Genomic DNA, 25,355 nt, shown 5'->3' with positions numbered 1-25,355 from the left:
CGATTCTCTCCTCAGAAATCAGGCCCGCGCCGCACGGCGGAAAGGGGCAAAGCGGGAAGGGCGAACCTGCCGCACCACGCCACGAGCGAAATAGCGTTCAACATAGTGCTGTAGCACGGACAGGACGGTGGTGATCAGCAGATACCAGACGCTGGCGACCATCAACAGCGGGATCACCTGCTGGGTGCGGTTATAGATCACCTGCACGGTGTAAAAAAGCTCCTGCATCGACAGGACGTAAACAATCGCGGTGCCTTTCGCCAGGCTGATGACCTCGTTGAAGCCGGTCGGCAGAATGGCGCGCAGCGCCTGCGGCAGAATGATGCGAAAGGTGCGGCGCAGAGGCGACAATCCCAGCGCGGCCGCCGCTTCGTGCTGGCCCTGTTCGACGCCAGCGATACCGCCGCGAATAATCTCTGCGGTATAGGCCGCCTGCACCAGCGACAGCCCCAGCACCGCGACCGAGAACTGATCCAGCAGATCGGTAGTGGCGTAACTGAACAAGGTAAGGGAGGTAAAAGGAATGCCCAGCGACAGGTTGTCATACAGATAGGCGAAGTTATAAAGAATAATCAGCACCAGCAGCAGCGGCAGCGAGCGAAACAGCCAGATATAGCTCCAGGCCAGCGCGCTCAGCAGCCAGGATTTGGAAAGCCGCGCCAGCGCCAGGCCGGTGCCCAGCAGCGAGCCAAACAGCGTGCCGAGCAGCGTCAGCAGCAGCGTTTTCCCCAAACCGCTTAAAATAGCCGGATCGAAAAACCACTGGGCGAACACGCTCCACTCCCAGCGAGGATTGGTGGCGATGGACTGCGCCACGGCGGCGATAACAAACAGCGCAAACGCCGCGCCCGCCAGCCGCCACGGATAGCGGGCGGGAACGACCTTCAGCACGACATCCGGTTCGGCAGGTTTATACGGCTCTGGATTTTTCATAGTGGCTTCTCGCTGGCTGGTCGAACAGCGTCTTGGTAAAGGGCAGGCGGCCGTCAAAAGGCGGCTGTGAATAGCGTTCGGGATCGATACTGAGGTCGAACTGCGGCTGATAGCCCTGCGACAGATAGAGCCTTACCGCTTCCGGCTGGCGAAAACCGGTGGTCAGAAAGAGCGCTTCATAGCCTTGCAGCCTCGCCAGCCGCTCCAGCTCCAGCAGCACTTTCTGCGCCAGTCCCTGACGCCGCATACTGCCGTGCGTCCAGATGCGCTTGAGTTCCGCTGTAGTGACGTTGTAACGCTTAAAGGCGCCCATCGCGATGGGCGTTTCATGGCGCAGCAGCACGATAAAAGCGCCGTCGGGCGGCGTGTACAGCCCCAGCGGTTCCTCTTCCTGTTCGCCGAAGTAGTCGCCGTAGCGGGCGCGATATTCGGCAAACAGGCCGTCAATAATCGGCTCGATCAGCGGGTCGTCCGGCGTGGTATGGATAAAGGTTTCATCAATCATGGCGCGCTCCTTTCGTCAGTCGCCCAAACCCGGCGGGTTAATCTCGGAATGGTCGATCTTCTCGACGCTCTCGCCCCAGCGATCCAGCACCTGCAGATAGCTGCCGCTGGCAATGGCGCTGTTCAGCGAAGCCTGAACCGCTTCCACCAGGCCGCTGCCTTTTTTTAGCGTCACGGCGATATTGGCGGTTTTCGGCCAGCCGCCCGCCACCATGCCGACCAGTCTGGTGGCGCCGTTAAGTTTGGCTTTCCAGGCGCCGGTGACGTTGGGGCCAAAAGTGGCGTCGGCGCGGCCGGACTGGATCGCCAGCGTGGCGGCGGCGTCGTCGGTCACATAGAGCGGCTGCATGGCGGGCAAGCCTTTCGCCTGGTTCTCGCGATCCCACTGCAGCAGGATCGCTTCCTGATTGGTGCCGGAACCGACGATAATGCGCTTGCCCGCGATATCGGGTGCGGAATCTATTTTGGTAATTTTGCTGGTGCTTTTCACATAGAAACCCAGCGTGTCCTGACGATAGGTAGCGAAATCGAAGCGCGCTTTACGTTCTTTGGTCACGGTAATATTGTAAACGGCCGCATCATATTTCCCGGAAGCGACGCCCAGCGGCCAGTCTTCCCATGAAGCGGGGACAAGTTTTAATTTCAGACCGAGCCCGTCCGCCACCAGACGGGCGATATCCGCTTCGCTGCCGATAACCGTTTTATTGTCGCGAGCGAATAAACCAAACGGCGGCGCGCTGCCCGATACGGCCGTGGCCACCGTCAGCGTGCCCGGCGTTACGAACCTGTAACCGGCCGGGATCAGCGAGGCGGCCTGCGGATTAAGCGGCGCGTGAATGGGTTTTTCATTAGCGATTAAATCGATGCCTGGCGCGGCCTGCGCGCTTAAACTCAGGCCCAGCAGCAGCGCCAGCGCGCTTAAACGGTTGTGCATATTTTATCCCTGTTGTTTATTTTCCTGCACTATTACCAGGAGCCCACCTGAAGTAAAACAACAAAAACAAATAAAGATAGCGGGAAATAACAAATAATAAGCTTGCTGTTTATTGTGGTTATTTCTGTCATAACGCAAAAGCAAAGTCGGAATTAATATTTAGCCAGCGGCGCTTTATATGGAATTCTCCCGGTACGGCATGTGGAGGGAATTATGCGTTATCGATTAAGTCTTTTAGATCAAAGCCCGCTGGCGGAAGGGCAAACGCCGCAGCAGGCGCTGGCCACCACGCTGAACTTTGCCCGCGAGGCGGAGCGGCTTGGCTATCATCGGCTGTGGGTTTCCGAGCATCACGACAATGAAAAACTGGCGGGCAGCTCGCCGGAAGTGCTGATCGCCTGGCTGCTGGCGCAGACTTCCCGGCTACGCATCGGCTCGGGCGGCGTCATGCTGCAGCATTACAGCCCTTATAAGGTGGCGGAAAACTTTCATCTGCTGGCCTCGCTGGCGGGCGATCGCGTTGACCTCGGCATCGGCAAGGCGCCGGGTGGCCTGCCGCTCTCTACCAGAGCGCTACAGGGCGAACAGGCGGGAAAGAGAGATTTCCCCGCGCTGCTGGCGCAGCTAACCCACTATCTGGACGCGGCAAACGGAGCGGCCAGCGACGAGACGGCCAGAGCGCTGCCGGTGCCGGCCGATCCGCCGCAGCGTTTTCTGCTGGGCGCCAGCGCAGAGAGCGCCCGGCTGGCGGCTCGCCTCGGCTGGCAGTTTGTTTACGCCGGCTTTATCAACGCCTCGGAACAGGCGATGCGCGAAGCGGTGCTGACCTTTCATGAATATGCGCCGCAGGGCAAGGCGCTGATTAGCCTGGCGGCACTGGCGGCCGACACGCGGCAGGCGGCCAGTGAACTGCTGGCGGAACAGCACAACTATCGCGTGACGCTCGGCGACCGCCACGTCACCGTCGGCAGCGAAGCCCAGGCGCAGGCTTTTGTGCGCCAGGCGGGCGCGACGGACTACCGCATCGAAAAACAAACGCTGAACGTGCTGCACGGCACGGCTGACGAGATTCATCATCGGCTGGCCGCGCTGCAACAGAGCCTGAACGTCGAGGAATTTATTCTGCATACGCCGCTGAGCGATCCCGCGCAGCGACTGCGTTCCATTACTTTGCTGGCGAACCAGCACTAAGGAAACCGGATGAGCACCCAAATTAAATTTGGCCTGATGCTGCATGGCGCGGGCGGTCATATGAATGCCTGGCGTCATCCTGCCGCGCCGGCCGACGCCAGCGTCAACTTTGGTTATTTTACCGGGCTGGCGCAAAAAGCGGAGGCGGCGGGCTTCGATTTCCTGTTTGTCGCCGACGGGCTGCATATTAACGAAAAATCGCTGCCGCATTTCCTGAATCGTTTCGAGCCGATCGCGCTGCTGTCGGCGCTGGCGTCAGTGACGCAGCAGATTGGCCTGGCGGGCACCATTTCTACCTCCTACAGCGAACCCTTTACCGTCGCCCGCCAGCTGGCAACGCTGGACAATATCAGCGGCGGCCGCGCGGGCTGGAACGTGGTGACCTCGCCGCTGGAAGGCTCTGCGAAAAACTTCGGCAAGGTTCATCCGGCGCACTCGCTGCGCTATGAAATCGCCGAAGAGTATATCGCCGTAGTGCAGGGCCTGTGGGATTCCTGGGAGGACGACGCCTTTATTCGCGATCGCGACAGCGGCGTTTTCTTCGACGCCGCGAAGCTGCATAAGCTTAATCATCACGGCAAATTTTTTTCGGTCGACGGCCCGCTGAATATTCAGCGTTCGCCGCAGGGCCAGCCGGTCATTTTCCAGGCAGGCGCTTCCGATACCGGCATCCAGCTTGCCGCTAAATCTGCCGACGCGGTGTTCACCAACGCGCGTACGCTTGAGGAAGCGCAAACCTATTCACGCAAGCTGCAAAGCAGCGTGGCCGCTAACGGCCGCGAACCCGTGGCTATCTTTCCCGGTATCAGTCCGATCATCGGCAAAACCCCGGAAGAAGCGGAAGCGAAATATCAGCAGCTGCTGGCGCTGCTGTCGCTGGAAGATGTGCTGGCCTATCTGGGCCGTTTTTTCGAACATCACGACTTCAGCCAGTACGATCCGGACGGGCCTTTCCCGGATCTCGGCGAACTGGGGCAAAACAGTTTCCGTTCCACTACAGACAGCATCAAGCGCCGCGCACGGGAAGAGAATCTGACGCTTCGGCAAATCGCCAGTGAAACCACGCTGCCGCGCGGCGAGTTTTTCGGCACGCCGGAGCAAGTGGCCGATGCGCTGATTGAGTGGACAGAGAAGGGCGGCGCAAGCGGTTTTATTATCAGCGGCCCGGTGCTGACAGAGGCGCTGGAAGAGATTACCCGTTACGTTCTGCCAATTTTGACCGCGCGCGGCTACTGGCAGCCCTCGCAGGAAAGCACGCTGCGCGGCCGGCTGGGTATTCCGTTTAAGGTCAACCGCTATGCGGTAACGACGCCGGCGCTGGCCGATATCAAATAGAGCGAAGGGGGAAAAGCCGCTGTCGCCGTCAGGCAGAGAGCCTGACGGCACGGAAAGCTTAGTGACGTTGTCACCTCATCCCGTTACTTTTTATCCAGCGACCAGCTGGCGCTGCTGACCTCGACCTTTACCGGCAGCAGGCCGATTTGGCTGAATTTGTCAGCCAGCGTCTGCTGCTGTTTAAACACCCCGGGCGTCATTCGCTGGGCGCCGAAAGGCATTCTGGCGATAGCCCGCTGCCAGATCGGCTGCGGCAGTCCGGTCGAGCCGGAGAGAATTTTTGCCGTCTCATCCGGGTTTTGGTTAGCCCACTCGCTAAGCGCGCCCAGCTCGTTCAGCACTTTTTCCGCCGTCTGCGGATAGGCTTCGGCGAACTTACGGCTGGCCAGATAGAAGGTGTAGTGCGGCACCAGGCCTTCGGCGTTTTGCACCTGCCGCGCTTTGGCATTGGTTTCCACTTCCGCCAAATAGGGATCCCAGATTACCCAGGCATCCACCGAGCCGCGCTGGAAAGCGGCGCGGGCGTCGGCTGGCGGCAGGTAAACCGGCGTAATATCTTTGTAGCTCAGCCCGGCTTTTTCCAGCGCGGCGATCAGCAGGTAGTTAACGTCAGATCCCTTATTCAGCGCCACCCGCTTGCCTTTCAAATCGGCCACGCTTTTAATCGCGGAATCCTGCGGCACCACAATAGCTTCGGTTTTCGGATTGGCGGGCGAATGGCCCAGATAGACTAAGTCGGCGCGCGCCGCCTGCGCAAAAGCTGGCGGCGCATCGCCGGTAGCGGCCAGATCGATACTGCCGACGTTCAACCCCTCCAGCATCTGCGGCCCGGCCGGAAACTCAACCCAGCGCACCTGAACGCCCTGCTTTTTAAATTCATCGTCCAGCGTGCCGCGATATTTCAGCAGCGCGAAGATATTGGCTTTCTGATAGCCGATATTAACCGTTTCCGGCTGCTCTGCCGCCAGCGCAGGCTGGGTAATTGCTGTCAGTATGACCGCGGCAAGGCCGCTAACAAGATAATTTTTCATCGTTTTCCCCGTAAAAAGATCCGTCAGGGCAACATAGCAAACCGGCACGCAATGGCTTAGCGAGTGAAAGTGCTGTGCTTAGCAAGAAAAGGCATTTTGTCGGGTGGCTTGAGTTTGAAACGGATCACATTTAAACGCGCTAAGGGATTACCGCAGGCCCGAAAAGGGACAAAATAAGGCCGCTTTTAACGGACTCTCACTCAGTAACACAAGGATGTAAAAATGAAGAAATTAGTTATCAGCGCGCTGGCGCTATTGCTTGCCGCCTGTGCTCAGCAAACCAGCGTTGAACGCCATACCGTCCATACCGCGCATCTTCTCTCTGAAGCCAATTTTGACCCGAATTTCCGCCTGCTGCTGGCGGACTCAATTCGGGCGATGCGTCCGGACTTTCAGGCTATGTACCAGCAGGGCGTCGCGGATCGCGCTGCCGGCATGACCAGAGCGCAGATGGAGGAAAAAGCGGCCTGTATGCTTAATCCAGAAAACCTCCCTGAAGCGGCCGTGAAACATCACTTTCTTAACCAGGAGTATCTTGCGGATCGGCCGGAAAAAGAGCGGAAAATCCTGGCGGAAGCGCTGACGGCGACCTGGCGCGACGGCTACGAAGGGCGGCCATAAGGCCAATAAGAAGACGGCGAAGGGCAAGCGAAAGCCTGCCCTTTTTTCAGTAGCCGAAACGCTTTTCCGCCAGCGTCAGCGACGTTTCCAGCGGGAAATCTTCCGCGCTGCGCCCGGCGTAAATACGGTAATCGCCTGCGGCTATGCGCCACTCCGCGTTTGCGCTGTCCCAACTGGCTATCACTTTAGGTTCCAGCAACAGGGTAACCCAGCGGCGCTCTCCCGGCGCCAGCTCGACCCGTGCAAAAGCGGCCAGCCGTGGCGTATAGCTTTCGTCCTGTGGCTGCACGTAAATCTGTACTACCTCCGCGCCCGCTTTATCGCCGCTATTGGTCACGGTCAGCGTCACCTCGATAGCTTCCGTCTGCTGCGACACAGCCAGATCCTGCCAGGCGAAAGTGGTATAGCTCAGGCCGAAACCAAAGGGAAACAGCGGCTTTTGACGCGTGCGGGCGTACCAGCGATAGCCGACGTCCGATCCTTCCTTGTCGTAATCGAGATGAATGATATCGCCTTTTACCGGCATGCCAGGAATGGAGGTGGTTGTGGCGGGATCGATCTGATCGGGATGCGGTAGCTGCTGCTCGCTGGCCGGGAAGGTCACCGGCAGCCGACCAGAAGGATTGACGCGACCGGCCAGCACGCCTGCGATAGCCTCGGCGCCGCCGGAACCGGGATACCATGCCGCCAGCACCGCCGCGACCTCGTCCAGCCAGGGCAGCGTCACCGGGCCGCCGGTTTCCAGCACCACGATGGTGTTGCGATTGGCCGCGGCCAGCGCGGCAATGAGCCGGTTCTGTTCCTCGCTCAGGGCAAGTCCCTGCGCGTCCAGCGCTTCGGAGCGCCACTCTTCGGCAAAAAAGATTACCGCATCGGCATCCTGCGCCTGCGCCACGGCCTCGTCACTGTTTTTACCATTACTGAAGGCAACCTCCGCCGCGCCCAACTCGGCACGTATAGCGTTTAACGGCGAAGAAGGGTGATAAATTTTGCTGGTGGCGATCCCCATAAAGTCGATGCCGGGCAGCTGCAGGCTGCCGATCGGCGTCACGGCAGAGGAACCGCCGCCAGCGAGCACGCCCGCGTCGGCATGTTCGCCCACCACCAGCAGCTTCTTCGCGCCTTTACGCAACGGCAGCGCGCCGGCGTTTTTCAGCAGCACGATGCCCTGTTCCGCTTCGCGCTGGGCCAGCAGCCGATGCGCGGTGTAGTCGACGTCGCCGCCCGGTTTGGCCGGGCGCTGAATTGCGCCAACGGCGAACAGGCTGCGCAGAATACGCTTCACCATCTCGTCGATTCTGGCCTGCGGCACTTCGCCAGCCGCCACGGCTTCGCGCAGCGGCTTGTCGAACCAGACCTGCGCGTCGAGATTGGCGCCCGACTGCACATCAAGACCCGCCAGCGCGGCTTTAGCAGCGGAGTGCGTCGCGCCCCAGTCGGACATTACCCAGCCCGGATAGCGCCAGTCGCCTTTCAAAACCTTGTTCAGCAAAAAAGCGTTTTCCGATGCCCACTCGCCGTTGACCAGGTTATAGCCGGGCATGACCGCGCCGGGATGACCAATATGGATAGCCAGCTCAAACGCCAGCAGGTCGGATTCGCGCAGGGCGGCTTCGCTGATATCGGAGCTGACCACCACGCGGCCGGTTTCCTGCGGGTTGACCGCAAAGTGTTTCACGGTGGAAACCACCTGTTCAGACTGAATGCCGCGCACGGCATAACCGGCCATCGCGCCCGTCAGCAGCGGATCTTCGGAGAGATACTCAAAATTTCTGCCGCCGCGCGGTTCGCGGATCAGATTGGCGCCGCCAGCCAGCTGCACATTGAAGCCTTTGCTGAACGCTTCGCGGCCAATCAGCCTGCCGGTTTCTTCCGCCATTTCCGGGTTAAAAGTCGCCGCGCGCAGCAGCCCGGAAGCCAGCGCGGTGGCGTTGTCCCCTGGCCGCACGTTGCCCAGCGCCGAAACGCCCAGACTGGCATCCGACTGCTGCATCGCGGGAATGCCCAGCCGTGGAATGGCGGGGTAGTAAGCGGCGGAGCCGATAGCGCCTTCCGGCAGCGGCTCGTCGCCCAGCGGGATCGCCATCGGCCCGGAGAGCCAGGCAAATTTTTCATCCTCGGTCATCTCCTGCACGACCCGTTCGGCCTGTTCGTCCGGCGTCAGGCCAGGCACCTGCCATACATAATCCATAGCTTCTCCCTATTTCTCTTTGGCTTCGGTCAGCGCCTGCGCCGCGCAGACCAGCGCCAGATGGCTCAATCCCTGCGGCAGGTTACCGCGCCAGCTGTCGGTTCGGACGTCGAACATCTCATTGAAGATCTCCACGTTGCCTCTGTCGCACAGACCTTCCAGGATTTCCTGTAGGGCTGCCTCGGCGCGTTCGGTTTCGCCCATTGCGGCAAAGGCTTCCGCCAGCCAGAAAGAGCAGGCCACGAAAGTGCTCTCTTCTTGTTCCACGCCGCTGTAACGGTAAAGCATGGCGCTGTTATGGCCCAGCTCCTGGCGAATCGCTTCGTAGGTCGCCAGCATTCGCTGCGGATTCACCGTGTTGCCATAGTGGTGCACCAGCGCCAGCGAGGCATCCAGCTTCTCTTCGCTGCCGACATAGAAGAGATAGGCCTGACGGCTTTCCGACCAGCAGTGCTCTTCGATCCAGTCGCGAATGCGATCGCGTTCCCGCGCCCAGCGGTTGACCCAGGTTGGCTCGATATGTTCGCCTTCCGCCATCGCCACGGCGCGATCCAGCGCCAGCCAGCAGGCCATTTTCGAATGGGTATAGTGCTGCTCGTCGGGCAGTTCCCAGATGCCGGAATCTTTTTGCCGCCAGCTGTCGGCACAGCAGTTGGCCAGCTCGCCCAACATGCGCGAGGTGGCGATATCCAGCACGTGGCCCGCTTCAATAAACAGCTGAGCGGTGGCGAGCATATCGCCATACATGCTGAGCTGAACCTGATCGCGAGCGTTGTTGCCAACCCGAACCGGCTGCGAATCGGCGTAGCCTCGCAGCGGCAGATAGCTTTCTGCCGGCACCAGGTCGCCTTCCAGCGTATAGCAGGCGCGCAGTTTTACGCCGTGGCGGATAATGGTATGGGTCAGCCAGGAGAAGGCGGCTTTACAATCTTCCAGCGCGCCGAGATAAACAAAGGCTTTGATGATCAGGCAGGCGTCGCGCACCCAGGCGTAGCGGTAGTCATAGTTTTTTTCCCCGCCGATGCCTTCCGGCAGCGAAGTAGTCGCGGCGGCGGCCAGCGCGCCGGTCGGCGAATACCAGAGAAACTTCAGCGACAGCGCGGAGCGTTTGACGTGCTGCGAAAAGAGGCCCCGATAAGAAAGATGGTTAACCCAGTCGCGCCAGGCGGTATGGCTGGTTTCGATTCTGTCGTCAATCGCTGCGAGCTCGGGCACCGCCAGCGGCTCTTTTTCGCTGGCCAGCAGCGCCACCAGCGAATGCGAACCGGACGAGGTGACGAAACGCGCCTCGACCGCCTCATCGCAGATATGGGTAATGTCTACATCATCGCTGGTTCTGAGCATGGTCATCAGGTCGCCAATATGAAACACCGCGCCCTGTTGCGTATCCGCCATCCACGGCGAACGGCTCTCCGCTACGGTGCCCAGCTTCAGCCGCAGATTGAGCGTTACTTCGCCTTCGATGCCCTCAACGCGCCGCGCCAGCTCGCTCCAGGGCAGACGACCGGCCAGCGAGCTGTTAAGTGATTCGGTCAGGCGCACCGAGCCGGTGGCGGTGGTAAACAGCGTCTCCAGCACGTTGCTCTCTTCGCGATAGCTGCGCTCGACGCGGTAGTCGCCTTCCGGCTCCAGCTGGAAAAAGCCGCCGATGCCGGGATCCAGGATGCGATCGAACAGCGGCGGCGAGTCAAGATTGGGCGCGCACCACCAGTCTATCGACCCATCAGGCGCAATCAGCGCGACGGATCGCCCTTCACCGATGGCGGCGTAGTCGCCCAGCCCGGCAAAACCCTCTTTACGCACGGGAGAGCGGTAGGTTTTATTTTTCACTCGACGTCCCTTGTTCAAAATAGAAAAGCGGCCCGAGCCAGTAAACGATGTGCTCATCGCACGACTTCAGGCTTCAGACTGAAAAGTATAGATAAATTTTCGAGTGGCGCAGGCCAGAGCAGGCGGAAAGCCGCAGCGCCAGCGCGCGCGGCGCGACTTGAGACGGTAATTAAAGAGTGACCGGCGGTCGGGAGATCAGCATTTCAATCGGGACATCCAGCGCCAGCGCCAGATTATTCAGGGTCAGCAGACTAATATTGCGCTTGCCGTTTTCAATATCGCTCAGGTAGGTGCGATCGATGCCGCTGCGCTCGCTCAGCGCGATTTGACTCAGCTGCTTGCGTTTGCGGAACAGGCGTATCCGTTCGCCGACGCTAATTAACAGGCCGTCATGCAAAATGTTTTCTCCGGCGAATTACGGACAGGAATATTCCCTGAATTTATATAACAACTTCCTGATTTAATAGCTTTATTAATTATTTAAGATTATTCCTGGCTGACGGCCTTATTTTGCTGAATCCTGATCGGATATAGCTGGTTAAAAGCTATTCCATATTTTCCGCCGTAATAATCTTCAGCCCGACCCGTCCATCCTGATAAAGATCGGGCTGGTAGCCGACCTCCAGATGCCGCAGCAGCAAATCAAGCGCCAGCCGGGCATGCGCGGGCGCGTTTTGATCCAGGGTATAGGAGATCATATCGGTGTCGAGCATTTCGCGGGTAACGGAATAAAGCTCGTGGGTAATCACTGAACAGCGTAGCTTGTGCCGCTGCAGCAGCGCTTTTATTTCGCTGTTGCCGACGCCCGTGTTGTAAATACCGCTAATATGATGCGCCTTGCGTAACGCCTGATCGAATAACGTGCGGATTATCTCCCGCTGATCCTGGCCGGAAAGCACCTCTCTTAGCTCGATATGCGGTGCGCGTTTCGCCATCGTTTCGCGAAAGCCATCAATACGCTGCCGGTGAGCGCGATAGTCGATACGGCCGCTCAGCATAATCACTTCGCCCGCCTCATGCAGCGACTTGCTCATCAGCAATCCCGCCGTTTTGCCCGCCTGATATTGATCGATACCGACATGACAAAGCCGCTGCGCCTGCGGGATATCGGTGGCTAAAGTGATCACCGGCACGCCCTGCGCGCGGCAGTGGGTCAGGGCCTCATGGATGGCCGGATAGTCATGGCCAAAGACGATAATGCCGTCCCGTCGGCCACAGGCGGCCATCATGCGCTGCGCCAGCTTTTCCGGCTGCGATTCGGCGATGTAGGTGCGGTGCAGGGTCAGACGCCGATAGCCAAGCTGGCTGGCGACCGCGGAAAAGTCGTTTGCCAGCGTATCGAAGAAAAAAGAGGGGTTGCCGCTGAGAAACACCTCGATCTGCCAGGGATGGCGATAGGCTTCCGGCAGCGGCCGCTGCAGACCCGCTTCGCGCGCCGCCTGCAGCACCTTGCGTGTGGTGGCGGGCGAGACGCCGCCGCGATCGTTCAGCACCCGATCCACGGTTGCGACGCCAACGCCAGCCAGCTCGGCCAGCTGTTGCAGAGTTAACTTCTTCATAGTGATGTCCATCAGCCAGACATCCGCCTTTCGCGGACGGCGGCATAGTATGCGCAGCCCGATGCGTCTGGCAAGTCGGAAAAAATGGGAAAATATTTCCTGTTTTTCTTTCCGACAGAAGGCGACAGAGCCAGCCGCAGAGCGGTTTGCGGCGCCGGAAAGGTGAAAAAACGGGCGCTTCTGACGAAAAAAAAGACGACCGTCTGATAATGATGGAAAACCATCAACGCGAAACTTTTCCACCGGCCGGCAAAAATCTATTCTGCCGCCGATGTTAATTTTTCATTAAATCAATTTTTCAATTGTAAATTTAAAGCCTCTGGTTTGATAAATGCATTAAGAAGTTATCAACAAAAATAAAGATAAAAACCTTTTCGCAGTGTGAACAACTATTCGCAGGGAAAATATGAAACGCAGAGAGTTTCTCACCTCAGTGGTCGCGCTGGGCGTGGCTACATCCATTCCGACCGCAAAAGCGGCGGTGGTCAACGGCGGCCAGCCCTGGCAGCCCGGTGACGTGAACACGCCGCCGTCGCCGCCAAGACAGGGCGGACTGCAATTTTTTACGCCGCACGAGTTCGCTACCGTCGGCGCGATTGCCGAACGCTTCATTCCAGCCGATGAAACCAGCCTGAGCGGCAAAGACGCAGGCTGCGCCATCTTTATCGATCGCCAGCTGGCGGGCGACTATGGTCGCGCCGCCGCGCTTTACCGGCTTGGCCGCTTCGTTAAGGGCACGCCAGAGCAGGGGCCGCAGTCGCCGCTGACGCCAGCGGAACGTTATCGTCAGGGTCTTGGCGCGCTGGATGCCGCCACGCAGAAAGAGTACGGCAAAAACTTTCTCGATCTCTCAGCCGATATTCAGGAAAAGATTCTGCACGCGATGGAGGCCGATAAATTCAACCTGGGTGAAGTCGACACCAAAGTCTTTTTCGAGCTGCTGCTGCAAAACGTGCGTGAAGGCTTTCTTGCCGATCCTATATACGGCGGCAATAAAGAGATGACCAGCTGGAAAATGATCGGCTTTCCCGGCGCGCGCTACGACTTTCGCGATCTGCTAAGCAAGAAAGGGCAGAAGCTGAATATTATCCCGACCAGCCTGATCGATAACACTCTCTGATTACGAGTTATTAAATGAATAATGTACGTCCAAAAGCTGATGTGGCTATCGTCGGCCTGGGCTGGTGCGGCTCTTTGATTGCCGAAGAGCTGACCCGCGCCGGATTAAACGTCGTCGCCATCGAGCGCGGCCCGTGGTTTGAAACCGCTACCGATTTCCCGCCTTCCATCGATACCGACGAGCTGCGCTGGGATACCCGTCGCAGTATGCTGCTGCCGCCCGCGGTGGAAACCACCACTTTCCGTAACAATCGCACGCAGCAGGCGCTGCCGACGCGCGACTGGAACCTTAATGAACTGGGCTATAACGTCGGCGGTTCCGGTACGCACTGGGCCGGGATGGCGTGGCGCTTTACGCCGTGGGATTTCCAGCCTTACAGCCAGACCGTGGAACGCTATGGCAAACAGCAGATCGCCCCAGGGTTAATTCTGCAGGACTGGGGCGTTACCTATGAGGAGCTGGAACCTTTCTACGATCGTTTCGAGAAAATCGCTGGCGTTTCCGGAAAAGCGGGCAGGCTGAACGGAGAGATCGTTCCTGATGGCAACCCGTTTGAAGGCAACCGCAGCAGCGACTATCCGCTGCCGCCGCTGGAAGGGATGCGCCTGACCGATATCTTCCGCGACGCGGCGAAGTCGCTTGGTCAGCATCCGTTTATGGTGCCCGCCGGCCAGGCTTCCCGCGCCTATGTCAATCCGCTGGGCGTGCGGATGGGGCCATGCACCTACTGCGGCTACTGTCTCTATTACGGCTGCGGCAACTTCTCCAAGTCCAGCCCGAACGCCTGCGTGATCCCGGCGCTGATGCAGCGCGAAAACTTTACGGTGCTGACTGATTCCGCCGTGGTGCGCGTTAATAAAGCGGAAGATGGCAAAACCGCGACCGGCGTGACCTATCTCGATCGCAATAAAAAAGAGTGGGAGCAGCCAGCGGATATCGTCATCCTCTCCGCTTTCCAGATGCAGAACGTACGCCTGCTGCTGCTTTCCAAAATCGGCAAGCCTTACGATCCGGTCAGCAAAACCGGCGTGGTCGGCCGCGCCTACAGTTTCCAGACCGTTTCCGGCGCCAGCCTGTTCTTTGAAAACGAATACCTGAACCAGTATATCGGCGCGGGCGCGCTCTCCCAGCAGGTGGACGATTTCAACGGCGACAACTTCGATCATACCGGCATGGACTTTATCGGCGGCGCAGGCATCCTGGTGGTCGCGCGCGGCGCTCGTCCTATCGGCAACGCCGATGTCCTGCCGCCAGGCACGCCGCGCTGGGGCAAAGAGTGGAAAAAAGCCTATACCCATGCTTTCCAGAACGGCACCTTTATCTTCGGCCAGGGAACCAGCTTCTCGCATGAGGATTATTACCTGGATCTGGACCCGGAATATGTCGATGACAACGGCAATCCGCTGCTGCGCGTCACTTTTGACTATAACGAGAACGATCGCCGCTCGGCGAAGTTTATCGAAGAGAAAAGCGTCGAGCTGGGCAAGGCGATGGGGGCGAAAACGGTGATTGGCACTAACTCGGCCGCCGGCAACTATTCGCCTTACAACTTCGCCAGCGACCACACCATCGGCGGCGCGGTCATGGGCACCGATCCGCAAACCAGCGTGCTTAACCGCTATCAGCAGAGCTGGGATATGCACAATCTGTTCGTGCTGGGCGCCTCCTCGTTCCCCAATAACGCCGGTTATAACCCAACGGGCACGATTGGCGCGCTAAGCCTGTGGACGGCGAAAGCGATTATTGAACGCTATTTAAAAAATCCTGGCCCGCTGGTAAAGGTGTGAGATGAAAAAGACAACAATTCTGGGCGGCGTGGCCTTTATCGCCGCCGCCGTGGCCGCAGGCATGCTGTGGCAAAACGGCGACACCAGCGCGGATGACGTGGCCGATAATCAGATCCTGACCAGCCAGCCGCCGGGCGCCGCCGATGCGGCAGCGGTCGCGCGCGGTAAATATATCGCTATCGCGGGCGACTGCGTGGCCTGCCACACCGCGCCGGAAAGTAAAAACGCCTTCGCTGGCGGCTACTCGATCAGCACGCCGTTCGGCGGTATTTTCGCCAGCAACATTACGCCGGATAAGGAAACCGGCATCGGGAACTGGACCGAGCGGGACTTTTATCGCGCGGTGCGTCACGGCAAGGGCAAAGAGGGCGAAAATCTGTATCCGGCGATGCCCTACAACGCCTACGTAAAGGTCAGCGACAGAGATATGCACGATCTCTGGATGTATATGCGTTCGGTAAAACCGGTGCGTTACGCGGTGCCGGAAACCAATCTGGGCTTTCCCTATAACATTCGCCTGGCGATGATGGGCTGGAACCTGCTGTTCTTTAAAAACAGCGGCTTTAAGGCCGATCTGAGCCGCAGCGCGGAATGGAACCGCGGCGCTTATCTGGTGGAGGGACTGGAACACTGCGGCGCCTGCCACACGCCGAAAAACTTGCTGGGCGGCGATCGCGACGCCTGGCTGCAGGGCAGTAATTTATCGGAATGGCACGCGCCGGATATTACCGCCAACAGCTATACCGGCATCGGCGGCTGGAGCGAGCAGCAGATTGTCGACTACCTGAAGCTGGGCAGCAATCACGTGGCGGTCGCCTCCGGCCCGATGGCGGAAGCGGTGACCAATTCAACGCAGCATCTGAGCGATGGCGATCTGCGAGCGATGGCGGTTTACCTGAAGTCGCAGCCCGATTCCGGCACGCGGAAGCCGCAGCCGCTGGCGGCGGACGATAGCAATATGAAAATGGGCGCTAACGTCTACTCCGCCAACTGTACCGCCTGCCATAACAGCGATGGTAAAGGCATTCCCAACCTGGCCACGAGCCTGGCCGGTAATCCTGCACTGCAGGCGGAAGATGCCTCATCGATTATCTCCACCATCTTGCAGGGCGGACGCGGCGCGGTAACCCAGGGGAATCCTACCAGCGGCGCAATGCCCGCTTTCGCCTGGAAACTTTCCGACGAGCAGGTCGCGGCGGCGGCGACTTATCTGCGCAACAGCTGGGGCAACGCCGCTTCGGCGGTGAAGCCGGAAGAAGTAGCCGGCAAACGCAAGGTGCTGAATCTGCCTGAGCAGATGCCAGCGCATTAACCGGGACGGCGGCGCGCTGGCGTCGCCGTTTATCGACTAACTGCTGAAAAACCGTGCGCTTGTCAGCGCCTGTCCACACAGTTTCGCCTGAGTTGTTACACTCAATACGGGTGTCTCAACAGGAGTGATTATGAAACTGGGCTTTGCTTGTAAATATTTTAATGCCGAGGCAAAACAGCCTTTTCCGTTAAGAGCCACCACGCGTACCCGATTTTTAAGCCTGGATAAAGCGGCGCGACTGGCGCTGATTAGCGAGATTTCACAGCATAATCTGACCAATCTTTATCTTACGCTGGAGGCGCTGGCAGGTGAGCCGGAAGCGCTGCGGATGATGCGTCTGGGTAGCGATCTGCTGCCGCTGTTTACGGTGCCGGAAGCCGGCGAGCTCTATCAGGATTTGCTGCCGGAGCTGCATGCAGATTTTGCCAAATGCGGCGAGTTCGCCCGCGCCAACAACATTCGTCTCTCTTTCCATCCGGGGCAATACTCGGTGCTCGCCTCCGATAATCCTCTGGTGGTGGAGCGCGCTATTGAAGACGTGGAGTATCACGCCTTGTGCGCCAAATTGATGGGCTACGGCAAAACCTTTCAGGATTTTAAAATTAATATCCATATGAATGGCAAGGGCGGATTCGAAGGATTTAAAAGTGCCTTTGCACGACTTAGCCCGGAAGCGAAAAAGATGCTGACGGTGGAAAACGATGAGATCTCCTGCTCGCTGGACGATGTGCTGCAGGCGAAAGATCTCTGTCCGATCGTGCTGGATATCCACCATTACTGGGTAAAAGAGAACGAATTTATTCAGCCGGACGATCCGCGTATCGCGCTGATAAAGGAGTCCTGGCGCGGCGTGCGGCCGGTGCTGCACTATTCGATTTCGCAGGAAGGCATTATTCCTGAACACGGCTTTCCCCAGCAGGAAGATCTGGGCGTGCCCAAGACGAAGCTGCGCGCGCACTCCGATTACTATTTTAACGACACGCTGAACGACTGGGCTTTATCTTTTAAAGACTTCGATATTATGTGCGAGGTGAAGATGAAGAATCTGGCGAGGGATCGGCTGTACGCCTGGTCGAAAAAGGGCGCGCAAAGCTAATCTGTGACCGCGTTACTGCCTGAAGTAAGCCGGCGGTAACGCGACCTGAGAAATGGCGCGCTTCTCAGCGCGGCCGTATCGACTAAAGCTTGCCCGCCCGGGTTTGCTCGGAGGTGGTGAAATGCGTCTCGCCATGCGCGATATCGCCGCCGCCTTTTACGCTTTTCAGCTGGACGGTATTGCCTTTTTCCCAGGCGTTGGCGCCAGCCGCGACCGGATGCGCCACGATATCCTTACGTTCCGCACGGATTTTTTTCGTGTCCACATCGAATCTTTTATCCCTGTCAATCAGCAGACGCGGGTCCATCTGACCGTCAGCGGTAAAGCCCATCATCAGCGCCGGAATACCCAAAGGCAGCGTTTTATCGCGATCGGTATGCCAGGTGTGCCAGGTTTTGCCGTAGGTATTGACGATGCGTGACATCAGCGCTTTCTCCGCCAGCGGCGGCAGGCCTGGCGCGATCAGCGTGCCCGATTTCACCTCGTACTGATGGCTGTGCCAGTACTTTTTCTCCTCTGGCGGCAGCGTTTTAAACAGCCGCTCGCTGATAATATATTCCACGCCCATCAGCTTGGCGTCTTTGGTATTGCCGTCGTAAATCACCGCCTGCATCACGTCATCGTTAAGGATGGTGACATAGTGATGCGCTTCCATCTGGCCGTTGTGGTCGCCGTTATAAAAATGGAAGCCGTCCAGATAGGCGTTAATCGCATCGATCGGCGGCCGGGACTGTAACGCCGCCGCGCCTGCGTCCAGCGCTTTTTTCTCTGTCGAGGTTGGCGCGCCGGGCGCGGTCACGTTTGAAGGCGTATTGTGCGCGCCGCAGCCGCACAGCAGCAGGGCGATCAGAGGCAGGGTTCCTTTCATCAGGGCTCCATTGTTAAAAGTGTCTGAAATTGTTTAATGTCGCTACAAAATGTCAGTAAAAGCCTGGCAGGTAACGGGCATTTCGCAACGTCAGTCTACGCAACCCTTTATTGGCTACTGCTGCTCGCTCAACCGTCGCGCTGACGCATTGGCACGCTCGATAAGTTCGTTGTCATCGATAGTGACCATTTTCCCGCCACGCTTCAGCACTTTTCCATCCACGATGACCGTATCCACATTCTGCGGCCCGGCAGAATAGACGATTAGCGCGGCAGGATCGCCGCCGCCGAAGCCGCTCATATTCAGCGTCTGTGGATTGATAATCTGGATATCGGCACGCTTACCCGGCTCGATGCTGCCGGTCATCTTATCCAGCCCGAGCGTTTTTGCGCCGCCCAGCGTCGCCATCGCCAGCAGCCGACGCGGATCGGGCCGCGCTTCATCTTTGCTGGCGCCACTCTGCGTCAGCGCCGCCAACCGCAGGGTAGCAAACATATCGGCGCTGCCCGCCAGCGCGTTACCGTCAAGGCCGAGGCCCAGCCGGTCGACGCCGTGGAAATGGTCTGTACGCGTCAGGCCGTAACCCACGCGCTGCTCGCTAACCGGCGTCAGCACCAGGCCGCCGCCCGCTTTTTCCAGCGCGGCGAGCTGCTGCGGTTTGGCGTCGGTCGCGTGGACAACGGTGACAAAAGGCGCCAGATAGTGTCGTTCAATCAGTGCATTAAACATTGCGTCTGGCTTGCCGCTGACGTGAACCTGTACCGGCAGTTTGTTTTGCCGCGCAAAGCTGAATTCGCGATCGCGCATCGCCCAGTTATCGCGATCCTGCATATCGCGCGGCAGACGCCACGCCAGCCCGAGCGAGACACGAGCGGAGGGCTGTGCCATTAGCTGGCGCAGATGTTCCAGGTCGATAGCGGTTTTAGTGGTTTTATCCGGCCCGCCATAGAACATCACGGCACGGATGCCGGCGTCATTCAGCGCTTTAAAGCCTGCCTCGCCCCAGGCCGGGCCGCGCACGTTGTCAAAAAAATCGCCGCTGGTAGTGATGCCGGCAGCGATCTGCTCAACGGCGCCGCTGTAGATCGCCGTATAAATATCCTGCGGCTGCATCCTGGCGCCAGACCGGGTGCTGACCGGGGAAAACTCGCCGTCTTTATTACGAAACTGGCCGCGTAGCGTGGTGATCCAGAGATGGGAATGGGCATCAATAAAGCCGGGAAGAATGTATTTTCCGCGAGCGTCGACTACCTCTGCGCCTGATTCGCTAAGATCTTTGCCGGTTTTAACGATGGTATCGCCGTGGATCAGCACATCGCTATCTGGCGCGTCGGCGACGCCGGGCTGCACAGAGAGCAGGTAGCCATTTTTTATCAGCAGCGCCGGACCTTCGGCGGCACTGGCGAAAAAACAGCAGTTCAGCAATAGCAAAGCGGACAGGCGCATCAAATTCTCCTCTGGCGACAGGGATTAACGGGTAGTACTTAACCTATAGTCGTAAACGCCTGGCGACACCGCGTCAGGTTGATGGAAAACCCGCATCGGCCTTGCAGAGGCGCGTAAGCCAGTTTTCGACTAAGTTATCAGGCAGGACGCCAGCGACTAAGGAGACGCAGATGAGCGAAAAACAGCATGAAGAGACAGAATCCACCGAGCTGCTGCAGACCAGCGAGGCCTGGAACGGTACGCCTTATGAGGCCTGGCCTGCCGGCAAACCCCAGCTTTCGGTGATGAAAATGCGTATTCCGCCGCATTCCTCGCTGCCCTGGCACTCGCATCCAATGCCGAATATCGCTTATGTTCTTTCTGGCGAGCTGACCGTTGAGGATAAAGAGAGCGGCAAAAGGCATACCGTCATTGCGGGGGAAGCGCTGAATGAATCCACTGGCGATATTCATCGCGGTTATACCACTGATCAGGCAGCCGAGCTGGTTATCTTCTACGCGGGCGTGGAAGGTATGCCGCTGTCGGAGCCATTACCGGGCGAACCGGCGGAGTTTTAACAGGCTGTAACAAGCAACGGCAGACAATAACAGACGGCGGCGGTAGTATAAGCGCTTAAACGCGCCAGAAGCGCGCCGTCACAGGGCATTACGCTATGAAAAAAATCGGGTTTCTTTCCTTTGGGCACTGGACGCCTTCGCCGCAATCGGCCACGCGCTCGGCGGCGGATGCGCTGCTGCAATCCATCGATCTGGCGGTAGCGGCGGAAGAGCTGGGTGCCGACGGCGCCTATTTCCGCGTCCATCATTTCGCCCGGCAGCTTAGCGCGCCTTTTCCGCTGCTGGCGGCGGTAGCGGCACGTACCCGCAACATTGAGATCGGCACCGGCGTTATCGATATGCGTTACGAAAATCCGCTCTATATGGCGGAAGACGCGGGCGTAGCCGATCTGATCAGCGGCGGGCGCCTGCAGCTTGGCATTAGCCGCGGCTCGCCGGAGCAGGTGATCGAAGGCTGGCGCTACTTTGGCTACGGGCCGCAGGAAGGCGAAAGCGATGCCGATATGGGACGTCGCCATACCGAAGCGCTGCTGGAAGTGCTGAAAGGGGAAGGATTCGCGAAACCGAACCCGCAGCCGATGTTTCCTAATCCGCCAGGTCTGCTGCGCCCGGAACCGTTTTCGCAGGGGCTGCGCGAACGAATCTGGTGGGGCTCCGGCTCGGATGCGACCGCCGTCTGGGCCGCAAAGCTGGGGATGAACCTGCAGAGTTCGACGCTGAAGGATGATGAAACCGGCGAGCCTTTCCATATTCAGCAAGCGAAGCAGATCCGCGCTTATCGCGCGGCCTGGCGCGAGGCTGGCCATCAGCGTGAACCGCGCGTTTCCGTTAGCCGTAGCATTTTCGCTCTGGTAAACGAGCAGGATCGCGCCTGGTTTGGCGGCAGCGGGCAGGGCGGCGACCAGATCGGCTATCTGGACGAGAAAACGCGAGCGATTTTTGGCCGCAGCTACGCGGCCGAGCCGGAAAAACTTATCGCGCAACTGGCGAAAGATGAGGCTATTGCCGAAGCGGACACGCTGCTGCTGACCATTCCTAACCAGCTGGGCGTGGATTATTGCACGCATGTGCTGGAAGCTATTTTGCAGCACGTTGCGCCGGAGCTGGGCTGGCGTTAATAGCTGACGGCGCGAAAGAGGGCAAACCGGAGCGTTAATGCTCCGATTTGCCAGTATCGTTTTATTCATTGAGCCAGTGGCCGATGGGCCGGGTTTATTATCAAACTGGCTAGCAAGATTTTTCCGTCTTAAACCTTCGCTTTCGCGTGACGCTGTCACTTTTCATTCCATCAACACGCACTTTTGTCAGGCGGTTGCAGGCTTTTCTGCTATTTCACCAACACTATCACTAACGTTAATTGGCTATAAAAAGTTGCATCGACAAACAGGGTTGCAATCGACACCTGCCTTAATAGTTACAACATACAATTGTATTCAATTTAATATTGCCACACTTCAGCATCATGCTTGTCCTCGTTCAACAGGGCGTGAAGTTGCTCGCCCGGGATAGGGCAGGGCTATAAATTTGCTTACTATCAATAAGTTAATGCTTAAGAGTGCAAAGTTCGATGAATTGGCTGGCCATAACGAAGTAACATCGCCTGTCGTGACGACACAGCATACACATGATAGCCAAGTGCTGATATGGAGCCATCTCCGGTAGCTTTACCAGCGGGCTCACGTATACATAGAATGGCGGATGCATATTTCCCGGAAACACCGGAACAGAATCCCGTAAGTTCTTCTCCTCCGATGCCATAGTCACCTGGATATTATGCGTGTCCGGATATTCCAGTCCCGGTATTGTCACCGTTCCAGCCACGGCAGGTGAGCGGGATCTTAAAATAGAGAGAAGGCCGCATAAAGCGGCCAGAATAACATGTTAAAGTGAGTGATAATATTTTCGCTACTTTGTTAATTTATGAAAAACATATATAACCCATTCCAGGGCTTTAATAACGCCTATAAAGCAAAGTATCATCACGGCAAACCTGAAAAAGTTTCAGGGAATGCATACCAGTCCAAAAACATTACTCGTGAACCGTTAAGTAATGCTGATGCCAATAGAATCCCTACAAAGATAGATATAACACGTACTAATTTACCTTTCATTTCTGTTTCCTTTACCAGCAGCAGGAATTACCTGAACAGTTAGAGTTTGAGGTGGTGTCAGAACCTCTATTATTAAAACATTCCCCAACACCAACAAGTCCAGAAGCTAACCCCGGTACGCTGGCAGGAGAAGCATAGAAGCCGCCATTAGAATGGCTACCATTTTCTCTATTTCCCTGTCAGTACCGATTTCGTTAATAAACTGGATGGCCACTTCTTGCTCGTCAACCTCCTTTAGCAGCTTGAGCCTATATCTGTGTTGTAGATGCTCCACAGGATAACTTTCGCTCACACCAGAGCAAAAGGCCACTTCCATCCAGGAGAGAACAGGCCGTTTTATTGACCTGCGGCCGCGTACGCAATTTTTTTGGCCTCTTTTTTGCTATCAGGAAAGCAGTGTGCGCAATTTTCCAACAAAATTAGCGGGTTTCACCGCAACGGCGGCAGATTTATACTTTTTTATACACAGGTAATCCCCATTTTCTGTGGATAAAAGGTTTATCTGTAATGCTAAGGCGGTCAAAAAAAAGACCATGCCGTAACCTGTTGTTATTTCAGGTTAATGCTTTGTTTATAAAGAAGAATCAGCTTATTTTTCAGTCTGGCCGTGCGGAAGAAGGATAACTTCACCCGCTATATGGATAAAACGGCTACTCACCGCCTGCGACGGCTTTTTGTGCAATCGCCCTGGCTACAACCTCGGCGGCAGCAGGATATGTCGCGAAATCTGCTGCGCGATAATACTAAGGAGATATTGGCATAACTAATCTTCACCGCTGATAACGAAAAAATAATAAGATGGCGTTTTCTTTATGACGCCGGATAAAAGATTGCGCAGGAGCCTTTGCAGACTAAACAGGGATTTTGCGAAGGCGAAAAATAAACTACTGATATTTTTTTAGGGCAGGGATAAAAGTGAAATGAAAAAATTACTCTTATTTTTCGCGCTGGCCGCCAGCGGAATAAGCTACGCCGATGAAGCGGTTACTCTCAGAATCGCCGACCAGAAAGGCAATATGCGCGCGCAGCTTGAGGCGTCCGGCTTGCTTAAAAATCTGCCTTTTCATATTGAATGGGCGGAATTCCCGGCCGCCGCGCCGTTAGCGGAAGCATTAAACGCCGGCGCGGTGGATGTGGGTATTATCGGCGACGCGCCGCTGCTGTTTTCTATTGCGGCGGGTTCGCAGGTTAAAGCCGTCGCCGTGGATAAATCCGATCCGATCGGCACGGCCATTGTCGTGAATAAAGATTCTGCGCTGCGTAACGCCGCCGATCTGAAAGGCAAAAGCATCGGCACCGGACGCGGTTCTATCGGTCACTTTGTAGCGCTGAAAGCGCTGGCGCAGGCAGGCATCAAAGCTGACGAAGTGCATTTCCGCTATCTGACGCCGGGCGACGCGAAAATTGCGCTGGCCAGCGGCGCCATTGATGCCTGGGCTACCTGGGATCCTTATACCGCGCTGGCGGAAACCTCCGCTACCGGTCGCGTGCTGGTAAATGGGCGAGGGTTAACCACGGGCAACAGTTTCCTGGCGGCGACAGACAGCGCGCTGAACGATAACGCAAAACGCGAGGCGCTACAGAGCTATGTCAATCTGCTGGCGCAGGCGGAACAGCGAGCCTATGCCGATATTGATGGCTACTCCGCTACGCTTGCGAAAATCATCGGCTTTCCGCCGGAGGCGGTAAAACTCTCTTTCAGCCGCAGGCAGGCGCACTGGCAGTCCATCGATACGCAAACGATTGCTCAGCAGCAGGCGACGGCAGATTTTTATCAACAGCAGGGACTGATTGCCCAACCGCTGAAGGTAGAACCCACCTTTTACCGTGGCATCCAGGTTGTGCGCTGACAGGGTGCGGATATAGTCAGGCGAGCCGGGCAGTCGGCTCAGAAATCCTGCTCCATCAGATCCACCATTGCTCCCTGATGCGCATCCACGTTGCGGATATAGCGCATCAGCGTTTCCGGTTTTTTCCAGGTACCTTCCTGCATAATCTGCGCAACGGCATAGCCTCGTTTCGCCATATCCTGCGCGGCGCCGACGCGGGCGCTGTGGCCGCTCCAGCCGCGATAGCGCTTTTTATTCGCCTTCGCCGGCTGGGCAGGCCCGACCGTCTGCCATGCGCGGATAAAAATGGCCTCCAGCGCAGGCGTGGTCAGCGGTTTTTCCGTCACGATTTTTACCTTGTCGGAACGGTGTACGGGACAGAACAGAAAAGCGTCCGGTTCGCCTGCCAGTCCGGCAACCTTTATCCATTCGGTCAGGCGCTGGCTGGAAAGGGTGCTCAGGGCTTTGACCAGCCCGCCGGTCTGCACGATAGTTTTCGTCCAGCCGACGTCCAGAATAATGCGGCCATCTTCCGCGCGCGTAATGTCGCCGACCCGCAAGCGGGCCAGCTCGCTAAGTCGCAGCAGCGTACCATAGGCCACGTGCAGAAAAGCCAGGTCACGCGTTTCCTGCCTGCGCGACATCCCGGCCCAACGTTCATCTAAAGCAAGCAGATTGACCAGCCGGAACGGCACCGCCTGGCCCGTACGTTCACCGGCGACCACCGCCGATCGGTTAATCTTCTTCAGGGTGCGAAAAACCAGCGGGGAAACGCCAGGCGAGATCAGACCGGCGTTGCGGTGCAGCATAGCAATCAGCGAAGCATGGGTAGCGACCGTCGAAGAGGCGCGGCCGGAGAGCTGTAGCCAACTGAGATAGTCACGCAGATCCGCCGCCGCCATCGGCAGAAAAGGGCGCTGGTTTTCCGCCGCCCATCGCCAGCAGATGCGCATCACGCTTAATAGCTGTCGCCAGGTGTTGTCGGAAAAGGCCTCTTTGTCTTGAACAAATTCCTTAAGCCGTTTCGCGATATCTTCATCTGCCGACAGGATCGGCAAAAAGGTTTCGGCCTGCGTTAGCTGATCCATAAAATGCGCCCC

General features: G+C 57.6%; 23 protein-coding genes. 11 read left to right on the top strand and 12 right to left on the bottom strand.

Features of this window, described 5'->3' with window-relative positions:
* Positions 1-18 precede the first annotated feature (18 nt).
* From MKZ79_RS04895 to MKZ79_RS04885, 3 genes are read right to left on the bottom strand one after another with little or no spacing between them, the layout of a single operon-like run.
* Entirely contained in the window at positions 19-933 is a 915-nt protein-coding gene (locus MKZ79_RS04895) for an amino acid ABC transporter permease (protein WP_336140482.1), read from the bottom strand.
* The gene (locus MKZ79_RS04890; protein ID WP_336140479.1) at positions 911-1,438 is read right to left on the bottom strand and encodes a GNAT family N-acetyltransferase; all 528 of its coding nucleotides are present in this window, start codon (positions 1,436-1,438) and stop codon (positions 911-913) included. Before MKZ79_RS04890 ends, MKZ79_RS04895 begins: the two co-directional genes overlap by 23 nt.
* Positions 1,439-1,453: 15 nt before the next feature.
* Positions 1,454-2,371 carry an ABC transporter substrate-binding protein gene (locus MKZ79_RS04885; RefSeq protein WP_336140478.1) on the bottom strand — a complete coding sequence of 306 codons (918 nt, stop codon included), beginning with the start codon at positions 2,369-2,371 and terminating at the stop codon, positions 1,454-1,456.
* A 213-nt stretch (positions 2,372-2,584) separates the two neighbouring features.
* Between MKZ79_RS04885 and MKZ79_RS04880 the strand changes: the two genes are divergently transcribed.
* Positions 2,585-3,562: an MsnO8 family LLM class oxidoreductase gene (locus MKZ79_RS04880; protein ID WP_336140477.1), complete on the top strand. Its 978-nt coding sequence runs from the start codon at positions 2,585-2,587 to the stop codon at positions 3,560-3,562.
* A 9-nt stretch (positions 3,563-3,571) separates the two neighbouring features.
* Positions 3,572-4,897 carry an LLM class flavin-dependent oxidoreductase gene (locus tag MKZ79_RS04875; protein ID WP_336140476.1) on the top strand — a complete coding sequence of 442 codons (1,326 nt, stop codon included), beginning with the start codon at positions 3,572-3,574 and terminating at the stop codon, positions 4,895-4,897.
* Positions 4,898-4,980: 83 nt separating this feature from the next.
* On the opposite strand, the gene MKZ79_RS04870 is transcribed toward MKZ79_RS04875, so the two are convergent.
* On the bottom strand, positions 4,981-5,928 hold the full coding sequence (locus MKZ79_RS04870; protein WP_336140475.1) for a sulfonate ABC transporter substrate-binding protein: 948 nt from the start codon (positions 5,926-5,928) through the stop codon (positions 4,981-4,983).
* A gap of 222 nt (positions 5,929-6,150) precedes the next feature.
* Between MKZ79_RS04870 and MKZ79_RS04865 the strand changes: the two genes are divergently transcribed.
* Complete coding sequence (locus tag MKZ79_RS04865; protein ID WP_336140474.1) at positions 6,151-6,549, top strand: Exc2 family lipoprotein; 399 nt, start codon at positions 6,151-6,153, stop codon at positions 6,547-6,549.
* Positions 6,550-6,595: 46 nt separating this feature from the next.
* Here MKZ79_RS04865 and MKZ79_RS04860 read toward each other — a convergent pair whose 3' ends face one another.
* The 4 genes from MKZ79_RS04860 to MKZ79_RS04845 form a co-directional block, all read right to left on the bottom strand.
* Entirely contained in the window at positions 6,596-8,740 is a 2,145-nt protein-coding gene (locus MKZ79_RS04860; protein ID WP_336140473.1) for a beta-glucosidase family protein, read from the bottom strand.
* A gap of 9 nt (positions 8,741-8,749) precedes the next feature.
* Positions 8,750-10,570, bottom strand: coding sequence for a glycoside hydrolase family 15 protein (locus MKZ79_RS04855; RefSeq protein WP_336140472.1), 1,821 nt, complete (start codon positions 10,568-10,570; stop codon positions 8,750-8,752).
* 169 nt (positions 10,571-10,739) lie between these two features.
* The gene (locus tag MKZ79_RS04850; protein ID WP_336140471.1) at positions 10,740-10,967 is read right to left on the bottom strand and encodes a helix-turn-helix domain-containing protein; all 228 of its coding nucleotides are present in this window, start codon (positions 10,965-10,967) and stop codon (positions 10,740-10,742) included.
* 148 nt (positions 10,968-11,115) lie between these two features.
* Positions 11,116-12,129, bottom strand: a complete 1,014-nt coding sequence (locus tag MKZ79_RS04845) for a LacI family DNA-binding transcriptional regulator (RefSeq protein ID WP_336140470.1) — start codon at positions 12,127-12,129, stop codon at positions 11,116-11,118.
* 406 nt (positions 12,130-12,535) lie between these two features.
* On the opposite strand from MKZ79_RS04845, the gene MKZ79_RS04840 reads away from it, so the two are divergent.
* From MKZ79_RS04840 to MKZ79_RS04825, 4 genes are all read left to right on the top strand, one after another.
* Positions 12,536-13,249, top strand: a complete 714-nt coding sequence (locus MKZ79_RS04840) for a gluconate 2-dehydrogenase subunit 3 family protein (protein WP_336140469.1) — start codon at positions 12,536-12,538, stop codon at positions 13,247-13,249.
* Between the two features lie 14 nt (positions 13,250-13,263).
* Complete coding sequence (locus tag MKZ79_RS04835) at positions 13,264-15,036, top strand: GMC family oxidoreductase (RefSeq protein ID WP_336140468.1); 1,773 nt, start codon at positions 13,264-13,266, stop codon at positions 15,034-15,036.
* 1 nt (position 15,037) lies between these two features.
* Positions 15,038-16,348 carry a c-type cytochrome gene (locus MKZ79_RS04830; protein ID WP_336140467.1) on the top strand — a complete coding sequence of 437 codons (1,311 nt, stop codon included), beginning with the start codon at positions 15,038-15,040 and terminating at the stop codon, positions 16,346-16,348.
* A 130-nt stretch (positions 16,349-16,478) separates the two neighbouring features.
* Positions 16,479-17,444: a UV damage endonuclease UvsE gene (locus tag MKZ79_RS04825; protein WP_336140466.1), complete on the top strand. Its 966-nt coding sequence runs from the start codon at positions 16,479-16,481 to the stop codon at positions 17,442-17,444.
* An 82-nt stretch (positions 17,445-17,526) separates the two neighbouring features.
* Here the strand turns inward: MKZ79_RS04825 and MKZ79_RS04820 are convergent, their stop codons facing one another.
* Both MKZ79_RS04820 and MKZ79_RS04815 read right to left on the bottom strand, forming a co-directional pair.
* Positions 17,527-18,312, bottom strand: coding sequence for an OBAP family protein (locus tag MKZ79_RS04820; protein ID WP_336140465.1), 786 nt, complete (start codon positions 18,310-18,312; stop codon positions 17,527-17,529).
* A 114-nt stretch (positions 18,313-18,426) separates the two neighbouring features.
* Positions 18,427-19,758: an amidohydrolase family protein gene (locus MKZ79_RS04815; RefSeq protein ID WP_336140464.1), complete on the bottom strand. Its 1,332-nt coding sequence runs from the start codon at positions 19,756-19,758 to the stop codon at positions 18,427-18,429.
* A 170-nt stretch (positions 19,759-19,928) separates the two neighbouring features.
* Between MKZ79_RS04815 and MKZ79_RS04810 the strand changes: the two genes are divergently transcribed.
* The 3 genes from MKZ79_RS04810 to MKZ79_RS04800 all read left to right on the top strand — a co-directional run bounded on the left by MKZ79_RS04810 (position 19,929) and on the right by MKZ79_RS04800 (position 21,824).
* On the top strand, positions 19,929-20,315 hold the full coding sequence (locus MKZ79_RS04810; RefSeq protein WP_336140463.1) for a cupin domain-containing protein: 387 nt from the start codon (positions 19,929-19,931) through the stop codon (positions 20,313-20,315).
* A gap of 95 nt (positions 20,316-20,410) precedes the next feature.
* Positions 20,411-21,433 (top strand): LLM class flavin-dependent oxidoreductase, encoded by a 1,023-nt coding sequence (locus MKZ79_RS04805; protein ID WP_336140462.1) that lies wholly within the window; start codon positions 20,411-20,413, stop codon positions 21,431-21,433.
* Positions 21,434-21,470: 37 nt separating this feature from the next.
* Complete coding sequence (locus MKZ79_RS04800) at positions 21,471-21,824, top strand: hypothetical protein (protein WP_336140461.1); 354 nt, start codon at positions 21,471-21,473, stop codon at positions 21,822-21,824.
* A gap of 470 nt (positions 21,825-22,294) precedes the next feature.
* Here the strand turns inward: MKZ79_RS04800 and MKZ79_RS04795 are convergent, their stop codons facing one another.
* Positions 22,295-22,426, bottom strand: coding sequence for a hypothetical protein (locus tag MKZ79_RS04795; protein WP_336140460.1), 132 nt, complete (start codon positions 22,424-22,426; stop codon positions 22,295-22,297).
* Positions 22,427-23,346: 920 nt separating this feature from the next.
* Between MKZ79_RS04795 and MKZ79_RS04790 the strand changes: the two genes are divergently transcribed.
* Entirely contained in the window at positions 23,347-24,276 is a 930-nt protein-coding gene (locus tag MKZ79_RS04790; protein WP_336140459.1) for an ABC transporter substrate-binding protein, read from the top strand.
* A 38-nt stretch (positions 24,277-24,314) separates the two neighbouring features.
* On the opposite strand, the gene MKZ79_RS04785 is transcribed toward MKZ79_RS04790, so the two are convergent.
* The gene (locus tag MKZ79_RS04785; protein WP_336140458.1) at positions 24,315-25,343 is read right to left on the bottom strand and encodes a tyrosine-type recombinase/integrase; all 1,029 of its coding nucleotides are present in this window, start codon (positions 25,341-25,343) and stop codon (positions 24,315-24,317) included.
* Positions 25,344-25,355: the final 12 nt, after the last annotated feature.

It is taken from the genome of Erwinia sp. CGal63, from assembly GCF_037026505.1.
Lineage (GTDB): Bacteria > Pseudomonadota > Gammaproteobacteria > Enterobacterales > Enterobacteriaceae > Erwinia.
Note: the sequence above shows the minus strand (reverse complement) of the source record. Positions and strands in the feature narration are given on the sequence as shown.